Source organism: Marivita geojedonensis (assembly GCF_002115805.1).
Lineage (GTDB): Bacteria > Pseudomonadota > Alphaproteobacteria > Rhodobacterales > Rhodobacteraceae > Marivita > Marivita geojedonensis.
Genome location: NZ_JFKC01000009.1, coordinates 78,202 through 98,577, shown reverse-complemented (window position 1 = coordinate 98,577; position 20,376 = coordinate 78,202). Strand labels below are relative to the sequence as shown.

Below are 20,376 nucleotides of genomic sequence, written 5' to 3'. Positions count from 1 at the left end.
GAATTTGTCTCAACAGCGCCGATGTGTCAGGCAGGCGCAACTCTCCTGATCAGCGGGCCTGTCATGACCAACCCCTTGCACGACCTTCTTTCCCAACGCGATTGGCTTCTGGCCGATGGCGCGACCGGGACCAATCTGTTCAACATGGGGCTGGAAAGCGGCGATCCGCCGGAGTTCTGGAACGAGACCAAACCCGACAACATCCGCGCGCTCTATCGCGGCGCGGTCGAGGCGGGCAGCGATCTGTTCCTGACCAACACGTTCGGCGCGAACGCCTCGCGTCTGAAGCTGCACAATGCCGGCCACCGGGCGCGCGAGCTGTCGCGCATCGGGGCCGAGATCGCCCGGGAGATCGCGGACGCGGCAGGCCGCACGGTGATCGTCGCGGGGTCCGTTGGCCCAACAGGCGAAATCATGGAGCCGGTGGGCGCGCTGTCGCACGCGGATGCGGTCGAGATGTTCCATGAACAGGTGGAGGGCCTCAAGGAAGGCGGCGCCGACGTGGCCTGGGTCGAAACCATCAGCGCGCCGGAGGAATTCCGCGCTGCGGCCGAAGCCTTTGCCCGGGCCGACATGCCGTGGTGTGGCACCATGAGTTTCGACACGGCGGGCCGCACGATGATGGGGGTCACCTCGTCAGCCATGGTGGAGCTTGTCGAGTCGCTGCCCAATCCGCCGCTGACCTTCGGCGCCAATTGCGGAACCGGTGCGTCCGATCTTCTGCGCACGGTGCTGGGTTTCGCCGCCACGGGGACCGAACGGGCGATCATCGCCAAGGGCAATGCAGGCATCCCGAAATATGTCGATGGCCACATCCATTACGATGGCACACCCGAGCTGATGGCCCGCTACGCGGTTCTGGCGCGCAACGCGGGCGCCAAGATCATCGGCGGCTGCTGCGGCACAATGCCGGTGCATCTGCGCGCCATGCGCGAAGCGCTGGAGACCACCCCGAAGGGCGACGCGCCGACGCTTGAGCAGATCGTGGCCGAGATCGGCCCGTTCAGCTCGGACAGCGATGGCACTGGCGATCAGAGCGGCGCGCCCAAACGCGAACGGCGCGGACGCCGCCGCGCCTGAGCGGTTTGTCCGTAACGCCATGTTGACCCCACCCAGTACAAACCTGAGGACATGTGTGATCTCTTTGCCCGGACCCTGTCCCGGGTCAAAACAGACTGAGCTGGTCTCCGGCACGGGGTGGCCGTTGAAACAGGCCGCAGTCGAGGGGCTGCAGATCACCGTCAAGCCCAAGCCGTCTGCGCGCTTTCGTGAAGCGTTGCGCAATGAGGGCGGCATAAGCCCCCTCGCCGCGCACCCGTTTGAAGAACTGGGCATCATAGACCTTGCCGCCATGCATTTCGCGCAGCTTGGACATCACGCGGGATTTCCGGTCGGGGTAATGCTCGTCCAGCCAGGCCTCCCACAGCGGGGCTACCTCCAGCGGCAGGCGCAGCATTGCCCAAGTGGCGGCGCGCGCGCCGGCGTCGCGGGCGGCAGACAGAATCGGCTCGATCTCGGAATCGGTCAGGCCCGGCACGACGGGCGACAGCATCACGCGCACCGGGATGCCCGCGTCCGTCAGCCGGCGGATCGTCGCCAGCCGACGGGTCGGGCTGGGCACCCGCGGCTCCATCCGGCGGTTGAGCTCCGCGTCCAGCGTCGTGATCGTGATGCCGACCCGCACAAGGTTCTGCGCCGCCATGTCCGACAGGATATCGATATCCCGTTCGATCAGGGTGCCCTTGGTCGCAATCATCACCGGATGCCGGAAGGCGCGCAGAACTTCGAGGCACGCGCGCATGATCTGGCGATCCCGTTCGATCGGTTGGTAAGGGTCGGTATTGGTACCGATGGCAACCGGCGCGATCTGATAGCGCCGCGCGCGCAATTCGCGCTCGAGCACATCGGCCGCGTCGGGCCGCGCCACCAGCCGTGTTTCGAAATCGAGCCCCGGCGACAGGCCAAGCCAGGCATGGGTCGGTCGCGCAAAGCAGTAGATGCAGCCATGTTCGCACCCCCGGTAGGGGTTGATGGTGCGGTCGAAGGAGAGGTCCGGCGAGGACACGTAGTTGATCAGGCTTCTCGGACGCTCCTCGGTCACCTCGGTGCGCAGCGCCGGCATCTCTTCTTCAATGTCCCAACCATCGGCCACGTCGACGCGACGGTGGCGTTCAAAACGACCGGTGTCCCGGCTCAGGGCACCGCGCCCGCGCCGTTGCTCGGGTGGTACATATCGGTCCGATTGGGTCATTGCGTGAAGATAGAACGAAAAGAGAACATCCACAAGCGTGGCGTGCATTCGGTCTTCCGCAGGACACCCTGCGTCGGTTGCGTTCGCGCGCATGTCGGATTTCACCAAGTGAGCGTGTCGGAAAACCACGAATAGTCGGAAAAACAATGCCCGGCGGCGACGCCGGCGTCTGGAGTGACATCTATGGCTGACGAAGAAGACGATATCATCCTGTCGGAACTGAACGACGAGGAACTGGTCGAACAGATGTTCGACGACCTGTATGACGGTCTGAAGGACGAGATCGAAGAAGGCGTGCAGATCCTGCTGGAGCGCGGATGGCAGCCCTACGACATCCTGACCAAGGCGCTTGTCGGCGGGATGACCATCGTCGGCAACGATTTCCGCGACGGTATCCTCTTCGTTCCGGAAGTGCTTCTTGCGGCCAACGCGATGAAGGGTGGCATGGCCATTCTCAAGCCGCTGCTGGCGGAAACCGGTGCGCCGCGTGTCGGCAAGATGGTGATCGGCACCGTCAAGGGCGACATTCACGACATCGGCAAGAACCTCGTCTCGATGATGATGGAAGGCGCCGGGTTCGAGGTGGTCGATCTGGGAATCAACAACCCGGTGGAAAGCTATCTGGAAGCGCTGGAAGCGGAAGAGCCCGATATTCTCGGGATGTCCGCGCTGCTCACCACCACCATGCCCTACATGAAGGTCGTGATCGACACGATGGTCGAGAAAGGCATCCGCGACGACTACATCGTTCTGGTGGGCGGCGCGCCGCTCAACGAGGAATTCGGCAAGGCCATTGGCGCAGACGCCTATTGCCGTGACGCAGCCGTGGCGGTGGAAACCGCAAAGACCTTTGTCGGACGGAAACACAATCAGCTGGCCGCTGGATGATTTTGCGCGAATTTGCGCTTTTTTGGCCTCGCCCTTCGGCGGGGCCTTTTCATATCGATCAAACTGCCCCATATTTTTGGAACAAGGAGATCAACATGCCAGTGACCACCTTCGTATCCATGATCTTGGCCGTGATTGCGGCGTCCGGCCTGACGGTCTGGGCCATGGCGCAATTCGGCATCCTCAAGGTCCTGCCCGCGCTGATTGCTCTGGGGCTTCTGGCGCGCTGGGGTCTGGCGCATGTCCCCGGCGATGACGAGCCTGCCTGACGACACAACCCTGACAGATGCGGGTCTTGAAGCGCGCGGTTCCGGCCGGGTGCTGATCGTAGCCTGTGGTGCATTGGCGCGCGAGATCATCGATCTGCGCGATCTGCACGGCTGGACCCATCTCGATCTGACCTGCCTGCCCGCGATTCTGCACAATCACCCCGACAGGATCACCGCCGCCGTGCGCGAGACGGTTCAGAAGCATCGCGATCGTTACGACGACATCTACATCGCCTATGGTGACTGCGGCACCGGAGGCCAGCTTGAGAGCGCCTGCGCCGAGATGGGTGTGCAGATGATCGCCGGGCCGCATTGCTACAGCTTTTTCGAAGGCAACACCGCGTTTGCCAAGCGCGATGAAATTACCGCCTTCTACCTGACGGATTTCCTTGTGCGCCAGTTCGATGCCTTTGTCTGGAAACCGTTGGGACTGGACCGGCATCCGGACCTGCGGGACATGTATTTCGGACATTACGAGACACTGGTCTATCAGGCACAGACCGACGATCCGGCACTGACCGAACGGGCGCGCGCCTGCGCTGCGCGTCTGGGACTGCGATTTGAACGGCGCTTTACCGGCTACGGCGATCTGGAACGCCATCTGACGGATTGGGCACAGGTGTAGGGTTTCCGTCGACGGAAACCCCCGGACGCGTCGACGCGTCCGGGCCTCAGTCCGAAGACTCGCGCAGGATTGTCGAGACCGGAACCATGGCCACGCTCGAGGCCCTGTCCTGCAGGCTCCAGAGCAGGAGCGCCGACAGCGTGTCCGGTGTCAGACGTCCCAGCATCACCACCGATCCATCCTGCCGCGCGCGGAAGGCAGCCCCGTCGAGGAACCGTCGTTTGGTCCGGGCATCCTGCCCTTCACCATCGAAATCGCGCAATATGCTGACCGCCGGAACATTCTCGCGGCGGGCAATCGCCTGGGCGGTGTTCAGGCCGTTCGGCACAAAGACAAGGCCGTGACCGCTGTCGGCGGCAAAGCGCGTGGCCTGTTCGGTCACATCACGCCCGCCCTGCAAAGGTCCGCCCGGCGCTTCGATCAGCGCAACCGATTCCGGTACGGCCGCAGTGGCTCCGGCGAGGATCTGTTCGACATCCGCAGGCTGCGCGGCGTCGGGCAGATCGACGAGAACCGCCACCTCATAGCCCAAGGCCCGATAGCCCTGCATCCGCGCGGCGGCGTCGGGGTGACCGGGATCCAGCGCAAATGTCACCGGGAACGGGAAGGAATCGAGCGTATCCGGACCAAGTGGCCCCGTTCCATCGTCAATCATCACGATGGACATTTTCGGCAATGCGGGATCGATCTGCACATCTGCCGCATAGCGCTCGAGCGGAGGCAGGCTGCTGTCGGCGGTTGGCGCTGCCTGTGGTGCGGTGTCCTCCTCCTGTTCAGCGGTCCCGATGGACGGAAGCCGCGACCCGTTTGCGGCATTCCGGTCAATGATCGAGCCGGCCGGACGACCGATTGTCGGGCGCTGAAGTGCCGCTGTGGTGTCGTCGGTCCGGGGCTGCTCCTCTGCCGCGTCAGGCACAAGGCGGCGCACCTGCGGACGGTCGGACTGGTCCGCGCCTTCTGCGTCCGCGCTGCCCGTCTCGGGCGATGCAGTGTCATCGGGCTCGGGTGTCGGGTCGGGTTCGGCGGGTGTCTCGGGGTCTGGCACCAGCGGTGAGTCCCCTTCCGGCACCGAAGGCGCCGGAGGTTGCGCCGGTTCGGTCGAGACATTCAGCCCGGTTTCGCTTTCGGGTGTCTGAAGCGTCGGTGCCGGCGCTGCATCGGGCGACGCATCCGCACCCGGCGCGACAGGTGCCGCCGGGGCGTCGGGAGCGTCCGGCGCATCCAGCGCGGCGATGTCGTCTCCCGTATCGGGTGCAGGCATAGGCGCGGCGGCGGTGTCGGCGGGTGTGGCGTCCTGCGACGGATCGGGCGACGCAAGGTCCGGCGACTCTGCTGTTGCCGTCACAGCCGCTTCATCACTCGGACGGCGGCCGGGAACGGCGGGTTCCTGCGCTGGTATCGATGCCTCCGCCGTGTCCGCGTCCGGAGCCGTTTCCACCTCGGGTTCGGTGGCATCCGTTTCCGTGCTCTCTGGCGCAGGCTGGGGCTGCGGGTCCGGGGACGGCTCCGGCTGCGCCTCGGGTGCAGCATCCGTCATCGGTTCGGTGTCAGTCTCGGGCCCTGTCGCAGCTGTCGTGTCCGACGTCGCAGGCGGCTCGGTCGCCTCAGCCTCGGGTGCTGACGTATCGACAGCGTTGTCGGCCTCAGCCACAACCGGCTCTGTCCGGGGCTGCACCCCGTCCTCGGGTCCCGGGGTCAGAACCGACACGGCCCCCAAGCCGCCGACCGACAGCACAGTCCCCCAGATGGCCCCTGACAAAAACCCTCGTGCCATGTTTCCTGCCCTCGCCTTGCCCTCGCAACTGTGCCCGGCATCTCGCGCGTGCCGGTTGTATGACCCGCGCCCTTGACGCGCCTTGGTCGGCCTGCGCATGTATACCGCGATTGCCCCCTGCCCCGCCAGCCCCGACTGAGAAGAAACACCCATGCTGCTGCTCATCGACAATTACGACAGCTTTACCTACAACCTCGTGCATTATCTGGGCGAACTTGGAACCGACGTGAAGGTGGTGCGCAATGATGCGCTCACCGTGCAGGACGCGATGGGGCTGAACCCCTCGGGCATCCTGCTGTCACCCGGCCCCTGTGACCCAGATCAGGCGGGCATCTGCCTGCCGTTGACCCTTGCCGCCGCCGAAACCGGGATGCCCCTGATGGGCGTGTGCCTCGGGCACCAGACATTGGGTCAGGCCTTTGGCGGGTCGGTGGTGCGCCATTCCGAGATTGTGCATGGCAAGATGGGTCTGATGCACCACGCAGGCAAAGGTGTGTTTGCCGGTCTGCCGTCACCTTTTGAGGCGACACGCTATCACTCGCTGGTGGTGGACAAGGACACGATCCCGAACTGTCTCGAGGTGACGGCCTGGTTGGAAGACGGCACCGTGATGGGGCTGAGCCACCGCGACTTGCCGATGCACGGTGTGCAGTTCCACCCCGAAAGCATTGCCTCGGAACACGGGCACGCGCTGCTGAAGAATTTTGTCAACGAACTGAAGGTTCCCGCATGAGCGACGCGATGAAGCCCCTGATCTACGCTGCCTCTGAAGGCCCGCTGAGCCGGTCGCAGGCCGAACAGGCGTTCGAACTGCTGTTCGACGGCGAAGCGACCCCGGCTCAGATGGGCGGTTTGCTGATGGCGCTGCGCGCACGCGGCGAGGCGGTGTCGGAATACGCGGCCGCCGCGGCGGTGATGCGCGCCAAATGCACGGCGGTAAAAGCGCCCGAAGGTGCGATGGACATCGTCGGCACCGGGGGTGACGGCATGGGCACGCTCAACATCTCGACCGCGACGGCTTTCGTCGTGGCGGGCGCTGGAGTGCCGGTGGCCAAACACGGCAACCGCAACCTGTCGTCGAAATCCGGATCGGCGGATGCGCTGACCGAGATGGGCATCAATGTGATGGTGTCGCCCGAGGTGGTGGAACGTGCCATTGCCGAGGTCGGGATCGGCTTCATGATGGCCCCGATGCACCATCCGGCGATGAAGCATGTGATGCCGGTGCGGCAGGAGTTGGGGTCGAAAACCATCTTCAACATCCTTGGCCCGCTCACCAACCCGGCTGGGGTCAAGCGGCAATTGACCGGCGCCTTTGCCATCGACCTGATCTTCCCGATGGCGGAAACGCTGAAGGAACTGGGGTCGGAAAAGGCCTGGCTGGTGCATGGCGGCGACGGCACGGACGAGATCTCGATCTCGGCCCCCACGCAGGTGGCGGTGCTGGAGGATGGAAAGATCCGGGGCCGCGAGGTGCATCCCGAGGATGCGGGCCTGCCGGTCCACCCCTTCCGCGACATTCTTGGCGGCACACCGGCGGAAAACGCGCAGGCGTTCCGCGATCTGCTGGACGGGGCCAAAAACGCCTACCGCGATGCTGTGCTGCTGAATGCGGCGGCGGCGCTGGTGGTGGCGGATAAGGCAGCCGACCTCAGGGTCGGGGTAGAGATGGCCGCCGAGAGCATCGACAGCGGCGCGGCCAAGGCCAAGGTCGAAGCTTTGGCGCGGGTCACTCAAGCGGCGTGATCTCCGTTCGGGGGTTGGACGATGCGTCGACGCATCGTCGATTTTCCGTCGACGGAAAATCCTGGGGCTCTGCCCCAGACCCCGAGGTATTTTCGAAACAGAGAAGCAGGGGCGTCGCATGTTGACCCCGCCTGATGCATGGCGGCATTTGCCGTTTTTTGCGGAGAGTTTGCCGGGGATCGCGGCTGTAGTCGCCAATGAGACCCGTGTTGTTCTGCCCCCCGCGCCTCTGGTGTTTGCGGCGCTGGAGGCCTGTGCGCCTGACGATGTGCGGGTGGTCATCCTCGGGCAGGATCCCTATCCGACGCCCGGCCATGCACATGGGTTGGCGTTTTCCGTGGCACCGGATTTGCGCCCCCTGCCCCGATCATTGGGCAATATCTTCAAGGAGCTGCACAGCGAGTTTGGCGATGTGCCGCCCAATGGCGACCTGCGTTTCTGGGCCGATCAGGGCGTGTTGCTGTTGAACGATGTGCTGACCGTTCCGGCCGGGGACGCGCGGGGGCATCGGCGGCTTGGCTGGCAGAAACTGGTGCCTCAGGTGTTGGAGGCGCTTTCGGACCGGCCACGCGCCTTTGTGCTTTGGGGCAATGATGCGCGGGCCCATGCGCCGCGTCTTGCCGGGCATGGGCATCTGGTTCTCGAAAGCGCCCATCCCTCACCGCTTTCGGCCCGGCGCGGGTTTTTCGGCTCGCGCCCCTTTTCCACCGTGAACGCGTGGCTTAAAGAACAGGGTCAACAGCCGATCAACTGGACGGACCCATGAGCGCAACCATTCTCGACAAGATCAAGGCCTACAAGCTTGAGGAAGTGGCCGCCGACAAGGCCCGCGTGCCGCTGTCGGCTGTGGAAGAGGCTGCACGGGCGGCTGATCCGGTGCGCCCCTTCGGAGCGGCGCTGCGCGTGGCTCAGACCACCGGCTACGGGCTGATTGCCGAGGTCAAAAAGGCCTCGCCCTCCAAGGGACTGATCCGCGCCGATTTCGAACCTGCCACGCTTGCACAGGCGTATGAGGCCGGGGGCGCGACCTGTCTGTCGGTGTTGACCGACACCCCCAGTTTTCAGGGCGACAAATCCTATCTGGTGGCGGCGCGGCAGGCGACGTCGCTGCCGGCGCTGCGCAAGGATTTCATGTACGACACCTATCAGGTGGCCGAAGCGCGCAGCCTGCATGCGGACTGCATCCTGATCATCATGGCCAGCGTGTCCGACGCGCAGGCGGCGGAACTGGAAGACGCGGCCTTCGCATGGGGCATGGACGCGCTGATCGAGGTGCATGACCGTGAGGAGCTTGATCGGGCATTGGCACTGAAATCCCCTCTGATCGGTGTAAACAACCGTAATCTCAAAACCTTCGAGACCACTCTTGAGACAACGCGCGAACTGTCGAAGCATGTGCCGACCGATCGGATGCTGATCTCGGAATCGGGTTTGTTCACCCCGGCGGATCTGGCCGACATGGCGTCCTGCGGTGCGCGCAGTTTCCTCATCGGCGAAAGCCTGATGCGTCAGGCGGATGTGACGGCGGCCACGCGCACGCTGCTCGCCGATCCGGTGGCGGCATGAGCGGGCTGACCCATTTCGACGCCAAGGGCGATGCCCATATGGTCGATGTGTCGGACAAGGCCGTCACATCGCGGGTGGCGGTGGCCGAGGGCTATATCCGCATGGCACAGGAGACCTTTGACATCATCACCGAAGGTCGGGCCAAGAAAGGCGACGTGATCGGCGTGGCACGGCTTGCGGGGATCATGGGCGCGAAGAAGACGCCCGATCTGATCCCGCTCTGCCACCCCCTGCCGGTGACCAAGGTTGCGGTGGAACTGACACCTGCACCCGACTTGCCGGGTCTGCGGATCGAGGCAACGGTCAAGACCACCGGGCAGACCGGGGTCGAGATGGAAGCGCTCACCGCTGTATCGACGGCGGCGTTGACGGTCTATGACATGGCAAAAGCCGTGGACAAGGCGATGGAGATCACCGGCATTCGGGTGATGCTCAAGGACGGGGGCAAGTCCGGGCGGTACGAGGCGACATGATCTCGGTCGCTGAGGCTCTGGATCAGCTTTTTGCGCTTGCCCGGCCGCTAGGGGTCGAGACCGTGCCGCTGTTGCAGGCACACGGGCGCGTGCTGGCGCGGGATGTGGCGGCGACGCGGAACCAACCGCCGTTCGATGGGTCGGCCATGGATGGCTACGCGGTGACTGAAGTGGCACCGGGGCTGAAACTCAGGATGATCGGGGAGTCCGCTGCGGGGCACGGATTTTACCAAACGGTCAAATCCGGCGAAGCGGTGCGGATCTTTACCGGTGCGCCGGTCCCTGACGGGGCGACTGCGGTGGTCATCCAGGAAGATGTCACCCGCGATGGCGACTGGATCACCATCGGGGACTCCCCTGAGGACAACGATCACATCCGTCCCGCCGGGGGCGACTTCAGGGTTGGCGATACGGTCAGCGCGGGGCGGGTTCTGGGCTCCAACGACATTGCGCTTCTGGCGTCGATGAACATTGCTGAGGTGCCGGTCGCGCGGCGGCCGGTGGTGGCATTGATCTCGACCGGGGACGAATTGGTGATGCCCGGTGAGACCCCCGGCCCCGATCAGATCATCGCGTCGAACACCTTTGGCCTGCATGCGCTGATGCGCGATCTGGGGGCCGAGCCGCGGCTTTTGCCGATTGCGCGGGACAACGAGCCGTCGCTGAAAACCGCCTTTGAACTGGCCCGGGGCAGCGATCTGATCGTGACGATTGGCGGCGCGTCGGTGGGCGACCATGACGTGGTGGCCAATCTTGCGCCGCAGCTGGGCTTTGATCAGAGCTTTTACAAGGTTGCGATGCGCCCCGGCAAACCGCTCATGGCCGGGCGCTTTGGCGAGGCGATGATGATCGGCCTGCCGGGCAATCCGGTGTCGGCGATGGTCTGCGGACATGTGTTTGTCGCCCCTGTTGTGCGGGCGATGCTGGGCTTACCCGCTCAGCCCGCGCCGCGACGGACCGGCGTTCTGTCTGAACCGCTTACACCCAACGGGCCGCGCGAGCACTACATGCGGGCACGGTTCGAGAATGGCGGTCTGGTGGCGTTTGGGTCGCAGGACAGTTCGCTTCTCAGCATTCTGGGGAAGGCCGATGCGCTGATCGTGCGGGCGCCGAATGACGGGCCACGCGCCGCCGGTGAGACCGTGGAGTACCTGCCGCTTCGCTGAAATCACACCGTTCTTAACGGATTCTTGACACAAAACAGGAACATCCATAGAACAAACAGTGAGGATCATGCGAGCGGAGGCAGAACATGCTGACGAAAAAACAACTGGACCTGCTGGAATTCATCAACAAGCGCGTGGCGCGCGATGGTGTGCCGCCCAGTTTTGACGAAATGAAAGAGGCGCTGGACCTGCGGTCGAAATCGGGCATTCACCGCCTGATCACCGCTTTGGAAGAGCGGGGATTTATCCGGCGTCTGGCACATCGGGCGCGCGCGATCGAGATCGTGAAGCTGCCCGACACACTTGCTGCGAAGCCCGCGGGCTTCACGCCGCAGGTGATCGACGGTGACCGGCCCGACTCCCCTGCCCCGGCACACTCCATGCCGGTGGAAACCGTCGATGCGATGGACCTGCCGCTGATGGGCCGGATTGCCGCCGGTGTTCCGATTGAATCGATCAATGACGTGCCTCCCTCCGTGGCGGTTCCCGGTGCGATGCTTTCGGGCAGCGGGCGTCACTACGCGCTTGAGGTCAAAGGCGACTCGATGATCGACGCCGGGATCAATGACGGCGATGTGGTGGTGATCCGTGAAACCTCGTCAGCCGATAACGGCGATATCGTCGTGGCGCAGGTGGAGGGGTATGAGGCCACGCTCAAGCGGTACAAGCGCAAGGGCGAGAGCATTATCCTCGAGGCCGCAAACCCCGCCTATGAGCCGCGCATCCTGCCCGTGGGCGCGGTGAAGGTGCAGGGGCGGCTTGTCGGGTTGATCCGCACTTACTGAGCCTGTCGCAAGGCTGCATCATTCCAAAGGCGCGCGCCCGACCGGTCGCGCGCTTTTTCGATCTGCCATGTCCCCGTTTCAGTGCGGGAGACGGCAAGACTGCCCATGCCCCTCAGATGATCGGCATCAAGGACGACGCAGTTCGTCGCCTGCGGCCTGTCAGGCAACGGCGCGCTTGCAATGACCAGCGCGCCGTCAGAGCAGCCGTCGTAGGATGCGGCATTGCGTTTCCCATGGATATGGCGGACCGGCGCAGTGGGATTCCAGAGCGCCGCGGCCTCGGGCTGACTCAGCCCCTGCCCGTCGTTTTCCAACCAGACACTGGCCACAAAGCCAGCGCCCCGCGCGCGGGACAAGGCCCGCCCGTGCGACGTCATCACCCCGACGAGTTGCCCGTTTTCGGCCACCAGAATTTCCGGGCGGTCGGCCTTTGACCAAAGCGCGGCAGCCAGGACCAGCGGGATCAGTCCCATCATGCGCAGGCGACCCTGCCAGAGGATCACGAAAAGCGCCCCGAGCGCGATCATCGGCAGGACCGCCGGTCCCGGCGTCATGATCGGGCGCACCGCGCCGGTCCAATCGGCCATGGATTGCGCGACGTGAAGGATCCAAGTCAGGCCGATCCCCATGATTTTCAGGCCGAGCGCTTCGAGCCCGAACGGCATAAGCAGGACGCCCACAACCGCTGCCGGGATCACCAGAAGACCCATGAGCGGCACGGTCAGCAGGTTTGCAAGCAATCCGAACTGGGCGATCTGATTGAAATGGGCCATCGCAAACGGGGCTGTTGCGGCACCGGCCACGGCGGACGACAGGACAACCGACGCAATCCCCCGCAACACACGATGGCGTGGCAGATCCTGTGTGCTGTCGCGGATCGCACCGAACACCGCGACCAGCGCGGTTGTTGCCGCAAAAGACATCTGGAACCCCGGTCCGATCAGCGCCTCCGGCCGCAAGAGCAGGACGATCAGCGCCGCCAGCGCGACCGCCCGCAGAGAGAACGCGCGACGGTCGACCATGATGGCCAGCAGCATGACGGCCACCATGACAAAGGCCCGTTCCGTGGCGACGTTTCCGCCAGACAGCAGGAGGTAGACCGCCGCAACGGCCAGCGCGCCAGCGGCCGAGATCTTTTTGACCGGCCAACGCAAGCCGACGGGCGTGAGCAGAAGGCCAAGACGGAGAACGGCAAAGGCAAATGCGCTGACAAGGCCCATATGCAGCCCGGAGATGGCCAGCAGATGTGCGAGATTCGTGTCCCGCAGCGCCTGCAGCACAGGCTGCGGGATGGCGCTGCGGTCTCCGGTGATGATTGCCGTCGCAAAGGCTCCGGTGTCGCCGGGCAGCGTGGCCTGAACGCGCGCCGAGATTGCCATGCGGGTCTGGAACACGGGTCGGTTGTGTCCGGCTTTCTCCCACAGGACGAGAGGAACGCGCGTGTACCCCACCGCGCCGAGCCGCAGGAACCACGCGTGGCGCCGGAAATCGAAGCCTCCGGGTTCGACCGCGCCCCCTGGCGGGGCGAGATGGGCCGTGGTCATCACCGTCTGGCCGGGTTCAGGCGCGACGCCGGCATTCGTCGCGTGCAGCGACAGTCTTACGCGGCGCGGCGTCTGGGACAGTGGGACATCCGTGAGCCATACGCGGTCGAGCGTGATGCGCCGCGCGTCGGAGGCGGACCGGTCAATGGCGACAACCCGGCCTGTCACAGGGCCGTAGTATCGCCAGTCGAGCACGGGGCCCGCCACCAGATGCGCCCGTGTGCCGGCCAGCGCCAGCCCCAGCGCGACCATCGCCACGGCACAGATCAGCGGCGCAAGACCCGAGACGCTGCGCAGGTGCCAGACAAGCAGCAGCGCTCCGGCAGCTGCGGATGCCGCAAGCATCCAGACAGAGGGTTCGAAGCGGAGCGTGAAATAAAGCCCGATGCCAAGGCCAAGGAACACCGGAGCGAAAGGGAACAGCCCGCCACGCTGCGCCAGAAGCGCCCCGGCGATGGCATCGCGCAGCCGCGCCATACTTGCCCCCGTTGCAGGTGCTGGTTAAGACACCCGCAAGATATCTCCCTTATGGTGAATGAAAGGTAAATGCGCGCTATGTCCCGCCAGATCGTCACCCGTTTCGCCCCCTCGCCCACCGGATACCTGCATATCGGCGGGGCGCGCACGGCGTTGTTCAACTGGCTTTACGCGCGTGGGCGTGGCGGCAAGTTCCTGCTTCGGATCGAAGACACGGACCGCGCGCGCTCGACGCCCGAGGCCACAGCGGCAATCCTGAAGGGGTTGGACTGGCTTGGCCTTGACCATGATGGCGACGTGGTGAGCCAGGCCGCGGGCGCGGATCGTCATGCAGAGGTGGCGCATGAGCTTCTGGCCAAGGGGGCGGCATACAAGTGTTTCTCGACGCAGGAAGAGATCGAGGCGTTCCGCGAGGCGGCTCGGGCCGAGGGCAAGTCGACCCTGTTCCAGAGCCCGTGGCGCGATGCGGACCCGAGCACGCACCCGGATGCACCCTTCGTGATCCGTCTGAAAACGCCGACCGAGGGCACCACCGTGATCCGCGATCAGGTGCAGGGCGACGTGACCATCCGCAACGATCAACTGGATGACATGGTTCTGTTACGGTCAGACGGCACACCGGTCTACATGCTGGCGGTTGTTGTCGATGACCATGATATGGGTGTGACCCATGTGATCCGGGGGGATGACCACCTCAACAACGCCGCGCGGCAGATGGGCATTTACACCGCGATGGGATGGGATGTTCCCGTTTGGGCGCACATCCCGCTGATTCACGGACCCGACGGCAAGAAGCTCTCAAAGCGGCATGGCGCACTGGGGGTCGAGGAATACCAAGCGATGGGCTATCCGGCGGCGGGCATGCGCAACTACCTTGCACGTCTGGGCTGGAGCCACGGGGACGACGAATTCTTCACGGATGATCAGGCCAGGGAATGGTTCGATCTGGGGGGAATCGGCAAGTCACCGGCGCGGTTCGACTTCAAGAAGCTCGAGAATCTGAGCGGCCAGCACATTGCAGTCGCAGACGATGCTGCACTGCTGCATGAGTTGCAGTCCTACCTTGATGCCGCAGGGGAGCCGCCTCTGAGCGACGCGCAGGCGGACGGGATGCATCGTGCGATGTATTGCCTCAAGGAGCGGGCGCGCACATTCCCGGAACTCATTGATAAAGCGCACTTTGTTCTGGCAAGCCGCCCAATTGAGCCCGATGAGAAGGCCGCGAAGGCGCTTGATACGGTATCCCGTGGTATACTGAGATCGTTGACGCCGCAGTTGCAAAATGCTAGCTGGACGCGCGACGAGCTTGAAGCCGTCACATCCCGATTTGCAGAAGAGCACGGGACCAAATTCGGCAAGCTGGCAGGCCCGATGAGGGCGGCGCTGGCGGGCCGGGCCGTGACGCCGAGTGTGTTCGATATGATGCTGGTTCTGGGGCGCGACGAGACCATCGCGCGCCTGTCGGAAGCAGCCGCCGCGGGGGACGTCTGACACCGGCTTGGTGGTGTTTCCCGAGGCTTGGGATAGCTGGCTCTGAACCTCTTGAGGTCAGGGCAATGAGACGAAGGGACCACGAATGTCTGACACCTCCAAATCCGCACGTTTGACCATTGGCAATGACACTTATGACCTGCCGATCTATTCGCCCTCTGTCGGGCCGGATGTGATCGACATTCGCAAGCTCTATGGCCAGGCGGGCGTCTTCACTTACGACCCGGGTTTCACCTCTACCGCGGCGTGCGACAGCACCATCACCTATATCGACGGCGACAAGGGCGAGCTGCTGCACCGGGGCTATCCGATTGATCAGCTGGCGGCCAAGTCGCACTATCTCGAAGTGTGCTACCTGCTGCTTTACGGTGAACTGCCGTCGGCAGCGGAGCTTGAGCATTTCGAGAGCACGATCACCCGCCACACAATGATCCACGAGCAGATGCACAACTTCTTCCGTGGGTTCCGTCGTGACGCGCACCCGATGGCCACGATGGTGGGTGTGGTTGGTGCCATGTCGGCCTTCTATCACGACTCGACCGACATCTCTGACCCGCGCCAGCGCGAGATCGCCTCGCACCGCCTGATCGCCAAGATGCCGACGATCGCCGCGATGGCCTACAAGTACTCGATCGGTCAGCCCTTCGTGTACCCGCGCAACGATCTGGATTATGCGGCTAACTTCCTGCACATGTGCTTTGCCGTTCCGGCCGAGGAATATGTCGTGGACCCGATCCTTGCCCGTGCGATGGACCGCATCTTTACCCTGCACGCCGATCACGAGCAGAACGCCTCGACCTCGACCGTGCGTCTGGCGTCGTCTTCGGGCGCAAATCCGTTCGCCTGTATCGCTGCCGGTATCGCCTGCCTCTGGGGTCCGGCGCATGGTGGTGCGAACCAGGCCTGCCTCGAGATGCTCAAGGAAATCGGCACGCCCGACCGTATCCCGGAATACATCGCCCGCGCCAAGGACAAGAACGATCCGTTCCGCCTGATGGGCTTCGGCCACCGCGTCTACAAGAACTTCGACCCGCGCGCGACGGTGATGAAGCAGTCGGCCGACGAAGTGCTGGACCTGCTGGGCGTCGAGAACAACCCGATCCTCGCCACCGCGAAGGAGCTGGAACAGGCCGCACTGGCAGACCCGTATTTCGCCGAGAAAAAGCTGTTCCCGAACGTGGATTTCTATTCGGGCATCATCCTCGAGGCGATGGGCTTCCCGACATCCATGTTCACGCCGATCTTCGCACTGAGCCGGACCGTTGGCTGGATTTCCCAGTGGAAAGAGCAGCTTGCCGATCCGCAGATGAAAATCGGCCGTCCGCGCCAATTGTATCAGGGCGAGACGATGCGCGACTATGTCGACATCGAGAACCGCTGAGAGAACAGGAAAGGCCGCCTTCGGGCGGCCTTCTTCATATGACGCAACTGCGCACGAAAAGGCTGGTGCTGAGAAAGGCCCGGATCGCAGATCTGGAGGATCTGCATGCGGTCTACAGCGATCCGCTGGTCATGCGCTATTGGTCCACACCGCCGCATGAGGACATTGCCCTCACCCGCCGCCATCTGGAACGCATGATCGCGTCATCTGAGCCGGTCGTGACCTATTTCGTGATCGAACGCGCAGGCCATGCCATTGGCTGTGCAGGCGTGCATATGGGCGACGAGGTGGGGTTCCTGCTGCGGTCGGACCATTGGCAACAGGGGTTGATGTCCGAGGCGCTGTCAACCCTGATCCCATATTTCTTCGAAGACCTGCGATATCCGCAACTGACGGCGGATGCCGATCCCATGAATGCCGCGTCGGTGGCGACGCTGATTGCCGCCGGATTCGTAAAGACCGGCGAAGCCCAGAACACGTTCTGCGTCGATGGGGTGTGGTCAGACAGCGTGTATTTCACGCTGAAGCCGGAGTTTCGGGCGGCATAGGCCGGGTACGCCTGCCCGACCCGCCTGCGGATTGCGTCAGCGGCCTTCGTACTGCGCGGGGCGCTTTTCGAGGAACGCCATAACGCCTTCCTTGAAGTCGCGGGTCTTTCCACATTCGCCCTGCAACCGCGCCTCGAGCGCAAGCTGCGTTTCGAGATCGTTGTCAAACGCCGATCTGATGGATTGCTTCACACGCTGGTAGGCTGCTGTCGGCCCTTTGGCGAGGTGAAGCGCACGGGAATTCCAGTGATCTGCAAAGCTGGCATCGGCCACCGCTTCGTAGATCATACCCCAATCGTCCGCCTGACGTGCGGTGATCTTGTCCGCGAACAGCGCCGCCCCCATCGCCTTGGCCAGCCCCATCTGGCGCGGCAGGTAGTAGGTGCCGCCCGCGTCGGGGATCAGACCGATCCGGGTGAAGGCTTGCAGGAAGAAGGCGGATTCGGTGGCGATGACCACATCCGCTGCCAGCGCGAGATTGGCCCCTGCCCCGGCCGCCGCGCCGTTGACCGCACTGATCGTGGGCACCGGGCAGTCATAGATCGCACGCAGCATCGGCACGTATTCGTCGCGCAGCGTGCGTTCGAGGTCGAGATTGGCTGCCGTCGCGCGGTCGCCCAGATCCTGTCCTGAGCAGAAGGATTTCCCCGCGCCCGTCAGCACGACGACCCGCGCGGACTTGCCGCCTTCGAGTACGGCATCTGTGATCTCGGCGCGCATCTGCGTGTTGAGTGCGTTCATCACCTCGGGCCGGTTCAACGTGACCGTGGCGATATCGTCGGTGATGTCAAAGGTGATCGTGTCATATTTCATGCGCCGGGCACTCCTGCTGATGTTGGTCGCATGAAACACACAAGCGCCCGGTTTGGCAAAGCCCAACGCGGCGTCACATCCTGAGCTCAGGAGTCTTTCAGGATTTCCTTGAGACGGGCCTCTTCATCAGCAGACAGCCCCGCCTCGGTCGGGGCGGCGGCTGTTGCACGGCCGCGCACGTAGACCAGACCGATCCCGAGTGCGAGCAGGAACAGCGCCGGGCCGGACAGCCACAGGACAAGGTTCCAACCGTCGGTGCGGGGTTTCAGCAGGACGAATTCACCGTAGCGTTCGACCAGATAGTCCAGAACCTCGCTGTCACTGTCGCCCGCCACCAAACGTTCGCGCACCACAAGGCGCAGTTCCCGCGCGAGATCCGCGTTGGATTCGTCAATGCTTTCGTTCTGACACACGACGCAGCGCAGTCCCTTGGACAGCTCTCGGGCCCGGTTTTCGAGCACGGGATCGTCCAGCATTTCGTCCGGTTGAACCGCAAAGGCCGGCATGGACAGAGGTGCGGCCAGCGCAAGGCACAGGATCACGGCAAGGGACTGCAATTTCCTCAGAACAGTGTTCATTCCGCCGGAACCCCCTGCGGAGCCGCCTGGCGCCGCGCACCGGCGGCCACACGGTAGCGGCGGTCGGTCAGGGACAGCACGCCCCCAAGCGCCATCAGGATCGAACCGGCCCAGATCCAGTTCGCCAGCGGCTTGATATAGGTCCGCATGACCCAGCCGCCGTCGGCCTGCTCATCTCCGATCACCACGTAAATGTCACGCAGGAAGCGATAATCGATTGCGGCTTCGGTCGTCGGCATCTGCGCGACGGGGTAGTTGCGCTTTTCCGGGTTAAGGACCGCAATCTCGTTGCCGTCCCGGCGCACGGTCACATCGCCCATCGTCGAGAAATAGTTCGGACCGCGCACCTGGTTGACCGCAGTCAGTTCCAGTTCGAACACGCCCACCTGGAAAGGCTCTCCGATCTGCGCAACGCGGATGTCTTCTTCCTGCCAGGCCATCAACCCGGCAATGCCCACCATCGTGACCCCCAGACCGATATGCGCGGTCGCCTTGCCCCAGTCCGCCCGTGGCAGGCGCAACAGGCGAGACAGGTCACGGGACTGACCGGTGCGGTTCATGAGATCGATCAGCGCTCCGGATACGATCCATGCGCCGAGGAACATGCCCACCGGGCCCAGAAGGCTGTTGCCGGTCTGCATGGTCCAGAACAGGCCCATCACGAGAACGCTGAGGATGAAAGCCGGGACGAGCTGCCTCAGAGTCCGGTCCAGCTTGGCCCGTTTCCAGCTGAGCATGGACCCGAGCGGCAGCAACAGGCCAAGCACCACCATGAAGGGCGTAAAGGCCATGTTGAAGAACGGTGGACCGACGCTGAGCTTCGTGTCGAAGAACATCTCGGCGACAACAGGCCAGAGCGTTCCGACGAAGACGACAAAACAGCTGACGGCCAGCAGTACGTTGTTCGCCACAAGCGCGCTTTCACGGCTGGCCACGCTGAAGACGCCCTTTGCCTCCATTGCCGACGCACGGAACGCATAGAGTGTCAGCGCCCCGCCGGTGAAGAACACCATGATCATGAGGATGAACACGCCCCGTTCCGGGTCATTGGCGAAGGCGTGAACCGAGGTCAGAAGCCCCGACCGGACGATGAACGTGCCGATCAGCGAGAAGCCGAAGGCGAGGATCGCCAGCAGGATGGTCCAGCTTTTCAGTGCCTCGCGCTTTTCGACGACAATGGCCGAGTGCAGCAGCGCGGCGGCCAGCAGCCAAGGCATGAAGGATGCGTTCTCGACCGGGTCCCAGAACCAGAAGCCGCCCCAGCCCAGTTCGTAATAGGCCCACCACGACCCCAGAGCGATGCCGATGGTCAGAAAGACCCACGCGGCCAGCGTCCACGGGCGCACCCAACGCCCCCAGGCCGCGTCCACACGGCCTTCGATCAGGGCGGCCACGGCAAAGCTGAAACAGATGCTGAGGCCCACATAGCCCAGATACAGGAAGGGCGGATGGAAGGCCAAACCCGGGTCCTGAAGCAGCGGGTTCAGGTCCTGCCCGTCAAAGGGCGGTACTGCGAGGCGCAGGAACGGGTTGGACGTGAAGAGGATGAAGGCGAAAAACGCAACGGCCACCGCGGATTGCACGGCAAGCACGCGCGCGCGCAGCGTCGGTGGCAACCCTTTGCCGAACCAGGCGGCCATCGCGCCGAAGAGGGTCAGGATCAACACCCAGAGGAGCATCGAGCCTTCGTGGTTCCCCCAGACGCCACTGATCTTGTAGAGCATCGGCTTGGCCGAATGGCTGTTGAGCCAGACCAGACGGAGAGAAAAATCAGAGGTTACAAAGGCATAGGTCAGCGCAGCAAAAGCAAACCCCGTCAGCAGGAACTGCACCGTGGCGGCGGGTTCAGCCACCGCCATCCAGCCGGGCCAGCGTTTCTGCGCCCCGACGAGAGGCACAACGGATTGCACGATCGCGACAAGAAACGCGAGGATGAGGGCGAAGTGACCGAGTTCTGTAACCATAAGTCACAGTATAGGCCCCGCGCATGGCGGGGCCAAT

20 protein-coding genes are annotated in these 20,376 nt (G+C 63.9%); 14 read left to right on the top strand and 6 right to left on the bottom strand.

Annotated features, from left to right (window positions below; genetic code table 11):
* Positions 1–63: 63 nt before the first annotated feature.
* Positions 64–1,080, top strand: a complete 1,017-nt coding sequence (gene bmt, locus MGEO_RS11370) for a betaine--homocysteine S-methyltransferase (RefSeq protein ID WP_085637484.1) — start codon at positions 64–66, stop codon at positions 1,078–1,080.
* 85 nt (positions 1,081–1,165) lie between these two features.
* Here the strand turns inward: bmt and MGEO_RS11365 are convergent, their stop codons facing one another.
* Positions 1,166–2,251 (bottom strand): PA0069 family radical SAM protein, encoded by a 1,086-nt coding sequence (locus MGEO_RS11365; protein ID WP_085637481.1) that lies wholly within the window; start codon positions 2,249–2,251, stop codon positions 1,166–1,168.
* A 183-nt stretch (positions 2,252–2,434) separates the two neighbouring features.
* On the opposite strand from MGEO_RS11365, the gene MGEO_RS11360 reads away from it, so the two are divergent.
* From MGEO_RS11360 to MGEO_RS11350, 3 genes are all read left to right on the top strand, one after another.
* Positions 2,435–3,139 carry a corrinoid protein gene (locus MGEO_RS11360; protein ID WP_085637409.1) on the top strand — a complete coding sequence of 235 codons (705 nt, stop codon included), beginning with the start codon at positions 2,435–2,437 and terminating at the stop codon, positions 3,137–3,139.
* Between the two features lie 95 nt (positions 3,140–3,234).
* Entirely contained in the window at positions 3,235–3,408 is a 174-nt protein-coding gene (locus MGEO_RS21565) for a hypothetical protein (protein WP_170102903.1), read from the top strand.
* Positions 3,380–4,033, top strand: coding sequence for a DUF1638 domain-containing protein (locus tag MGEO_RS11350; protein WP_233139852.1), 654 nt, complete (start codon positions 3,380–3,382; stop codon positions 4,031–4,033). The genes MGEO_RS21565 and MGEO_RS11350 overlap by 29 nt, the downstream gene beginning before the upstream one ends.
* Before the next feature lie 46 nt (positions 4,034–4,079).
* Here the strand turns inward: MGEO_RS11350 and MGEO_RS11345 are convergent, their stop codons facing one another.
* Positions 4,080–5,807 (bottom strand): divergent polysaccharide deacetylase family protein, encoded by a 1,728-nt coding sequence (locus MGEO_RS11345; protein ID WP_085637400.1) that lies wholly within the window; start codon positions 5,805–5,807, stop codon positions 4,080–4,082.
* Between the two features lie 151 nt (positions 5,808–5,958).
* Here MGEO_RS11345 and MGEO_RS11340 point away from each other — a divergent pair, with 151 nt between their 5' ends.
* From MGEO_RS11340 to lexA, 7 genes are all read left to right on the top strand, one after another.
* Positions 5,959–6,540 (top strand): anthranilate synthase component II, encoded by a 582-nt coding sequence (locus MGEO_RS11340; protein ID WP_085637398.1) that lies wholly within the window; start codon positions 5,959–5,961, stop codon positions 6,538–6,540.
* Positions 6,537–7,553 (top strand): anthranilate phosphoribosyltransferase, encoded by a 1,017-nt coding sequence (gene trpD / locus MGEO_RS11335; protein WP_085637395.1) that lies wholly within the window; start codon positions 6,537–6,539, stop codon positions 7,551–7,553. The genes MGEO_RS11340 and trpD overlap by 4 nt, the downstream gene beginning before the upstream one ends.
* A gap of 118 nt (positions 7,554–7,671) precedes the next feature.
* Positions 7,672–8,319: a uracil-DNA glycosylase gene (locus MGEO_RS11330; RefSeq protein ID WP_170102904.1), complete on the top strand. Its 648-nt coding sequence runs from the start codon at positions 7,672–7,674 to the stop codon at positions 8,317–8,319.
* Positions 8,316–9,119 (top strand): indole-3-glycerol phosphate synthase TrpC, encoded by an 804-nt coding sequence (trpC, locus tag MGEO_RS11325; RefSeq protein WP_085637392.1) that lies wholly within the window; start codon positions 8,316–8,318, stop codon positions 9,117–9,119. The genes MGEO_RS11330 and trpC overlap by 4 nt, the downstream gene beginning before the upstream one ends.
* Positions 9,116–9,592 (top strand): cyclic pyranopterin monophosphate synthase MoaC, encoded by a 477-nt coding sequence (gene moaC, locus MGEO_RS11320; RefSeq protein ID WP_085637389.1) that lies wholly within the window; start codon positions 9,116–9,118, stop codon positions 9,590–9,592. The genes trpC and moaC overlap by 4 nt, the downstream gene beginning before the upstream one ends.
* Positions 9,589–10,758: a molybdopterin molybdotransferase MoeA gene (locus MGEO_RS11315; protein WP_085637386.1), complete on the top strand. Its 1,170-nt coding sequence runs from the start codon at positions 9,589–9,591 to the stop codon at positions 10,756–10,758. Before moaC ends, MGEO_RS11315 begins: the two co-directional genes overlap by 4 nt.
* Before the next feature lie 86 nt (positions 10,759–10,844).
* Complete coding sequence (gene lexA / locus MGEO_RS11310) at positions 10,845–11,543, top strand: transcriptional repressor LexA (protein WP_085637384.1); 699 nt, start codon at positions 10,845–10,847, stop codon at positions 11,541–11,543.
* Here lexA and MGEO_RS11305 read toward each other — a convergent pair.
* Positions 11,537–13,564 carry a ComEC/Rec2 family competence protein gene (locus MGEO_RS11305; RefSeq protein WP_085637381.1) on the bottom strand — a complete coding sequence of 676 codons (2,028 nt, stop codon included), beginning with the start codon at positions 13,562–13,564 and terminating at the stop codon, positions 11,537–11,539. The genes lexA and MGEO_RS11305 overlap by 7 nt on opposite strands.
* Before the next feature lie 78 nt (positions 13,565–13,642).
* On the opposite strand from MGEO_RS11305, the gene gltX reads away from it, so the two are divergent.
* The 3 genes from gltX (at position 13,643) to MGEO_RS11290 (ending at position 16,984) form a co-directional block, all read left to right on the top strand.
* Complete coding sequence (gene gltX / locus MGEO_RS11300) at positions 13,643–15,055, top strand: glutamate--tRNA ligase (protein ID WP_085637474.1); 1,413 nt, start codon at positions 13,643–13,645, stop codon at positions 15,053–15,055.
* Between the two features lie 85 nt (positions 15,056–15,140).
* A complete protein-coding gene (gene gltA / locus MGEO_RS11295) occupies positions 15,141–16,436 on the top strand; it encodes a citrate synthase (RefSeq protein WP_085637378.1) in 1,296 nt (431 codons plus the stop codon).
* Positions 16,437–16,474: 38 nt separating this feature from the next.
* Complete coding sequence (locus MGEO_RS11290; RefSeq protein ID WP_085637375.1) at positions 16,475–16,984, top strand: GNAT family N-acetyltransferase; 510 nt, start codon at positions 16,475–16,477, stop codon at positions 16,982–16,984.
* 36 nt (positions 16,985–17,020) lie between these two features.
* Here the strand turns inward: MGEO_RS11290 and MGEO_RS11285 are convergent, their stop codons facing one another.
* The 3 genes from MGEO_RS11285 to MGEO_RS11275 form a co-directional block, all read right to left on the bottom strand.
* Complete coding sequence (locus MGEO_RS11285; RefSeq protein ID WP_085637372.1) at positions 17,021–17,797, bottom strand: enoyl-CoA hydratase-related protein; 777 nt, start codon at positions 17,795–17,797, stop codon at positions 17,021–17,023.
* 86 nt (positions 17,798–17,883) lie between these two features.
* The gene (locus tag MGEO_RS11280) at positions 17,884–18,375 is read right to left on the bottom strand and encodes a cytochrome c-type biogenesis protein (RefSeq protein WP_085637368.1); all 492 of its coding nucleotides are present in this window, start codon (positions 18,373–18,375) and stop codon (positions 17,884–17,886) included.
* Positions 18,372–20,339 (bottom strand): heme lyase CcmF/NrfE family subunit, encoded by a 1,968-nt coding sequence (locus tag MGEO_RS11275; RefSeq protein WP_085637365.1) that lies wholly within the window; start codon positions 20,337–20,339, stop codon positions 18,372–18,374. The genes MGEO_RS11280 and MGEO_RS11275 overlap by 4 nt, the downstream gene beginning before the upstream one ends.
* Positions 20,340–20,376 lie beyond the last annotated feature (37 nt).

Coding starts and splice junctions, on each gene's coding strand:
- MGEO_RS11345 (WP_085637400.1), bottom strand. CDS start 5,807: ATGGCACGAGGGTTTTTGTCAGGGGCCATCTGGGGGACTGTGCTGTCG.
- lexA (WP_085637384.1), top strand. CDS start 10,845: ATGCTGACGAAAAAACAACTGGACCTGCTGGAATTCATCAACAAGCGC.
- MGEO_RS11350 (WP_233139852.1), top strand. CDS start 3,380: ATGTCCCCGGCGATGACGAGCCTGCCTGACGACACAACCCTGACAGAT.
- trpD (WP_085637395.1), top strand. CDS start 6,537: ATGAGCGACGCGATGAAGCCCCTGATCTACGCTGCCTCTGAAGGCCCG.
- moaC (WP_085637389.1), top strand. CDS start 9,116: ATGAGCGGGCTGACCCATTTCGACGCCAAGGGCGATGCCCATATGGTC.
- trpC (WP_085637392.1), top strand. CDS start 8,316: ATGAGCGCAACCATTCTCGACAAGATCAAGGCCTACAAGCTTGAGGAA.
- MGEO_RS11290 (WP_085637375.1), top strand. CDS start 16,475: ATGACGCAACTGCGCACGAAAAGGCTGGTGCTGAGAAAGGCCCGGATC.
- gltA (WP_085637378.1), top strand. CDS start 15,141: ATGTCTGACACCTCCAAATCCGCACGTTTGACCATTGGCAATGACACT.
- bmt (WP_085637484.1), top strand. CDS start 64: ATGACCAACCCCTTGCACGACCTTCTTTCCCAACGCGATTGGCTTCTG.
- MGEO_RS21565 (WP_170102903.1), top strand. CDS start 3,235: ATGCCAGTGACCACCTTCGTATCCATGATCTTGGCCGTGATTGCGGCG.
- MGEO_RS11275 (WP_085637365.1), bottom strand. CDS start 20,339: ATGGTTACAGAACTCGGTCACTTCGCCCTCATCCTCGCGTTTCTTGTC.
- MGEO_RS11285 (WP_085637372.1), bottom strand. CDS start 17,797: ATGAAATATGACACGATCACCTTTGACATCACCGACGATATCGCCACG.
- MGEO_RS11315 (WP_085637386.1), top strand. CDS start 9,589: ATGATCTCGGTCGCTGAGGCTCTGGATCAGCTTTTTGCGCTTGCCCGG.
- MGEO_RS11360 (WP_085637409.1), top strand. CDS start 2,435: ATGGCTGACGAAGAAGACGATATCATCCTGTCGGAACTGAACGACGAG.
- MGEO_RS11280 (WP_085637368.1), bottom strand. CDS start 18,375: ATGAACACTGTTCTGAGGAAATTGCAGTCCCTTGCCGTGATCCTGTGC.
- MGEO_RS11330 (WP_170102904.1), top strand. CDS start 7,672: ATGTTGACCCCGCCTGATGCATGGCGGCATTTGCCGTTTTTTGCGGAG.
- gltX (WP_085637474.1), top strand. CDS start 13,643: ATGTCCCGCCAGATCGTCACCCGTTTCGCCCCCTCGCCCACCGGATAC.
- MGEO_RS11365 (WP_085637481.1), bottom strand. CDS start 2,251: ATGACCCAATCGGACCGATATGTACCACCCGAGCAACGGCGCGGGCGC.
- MGEO_RS11305 (WP_085637381.1), bottom strand. CDS start 13,564: ATGGCGCGGCTGCGCGATGCCATCGCCGGGGCGCTTCTGGCGCAGCGT.
- MGEO_RS11340 (WP_085637398.1), top strand. CDS start 5,959: ATGCTGCTGCTCATCGACAATTACGACAGCTTTACCTACAACCTCGTG.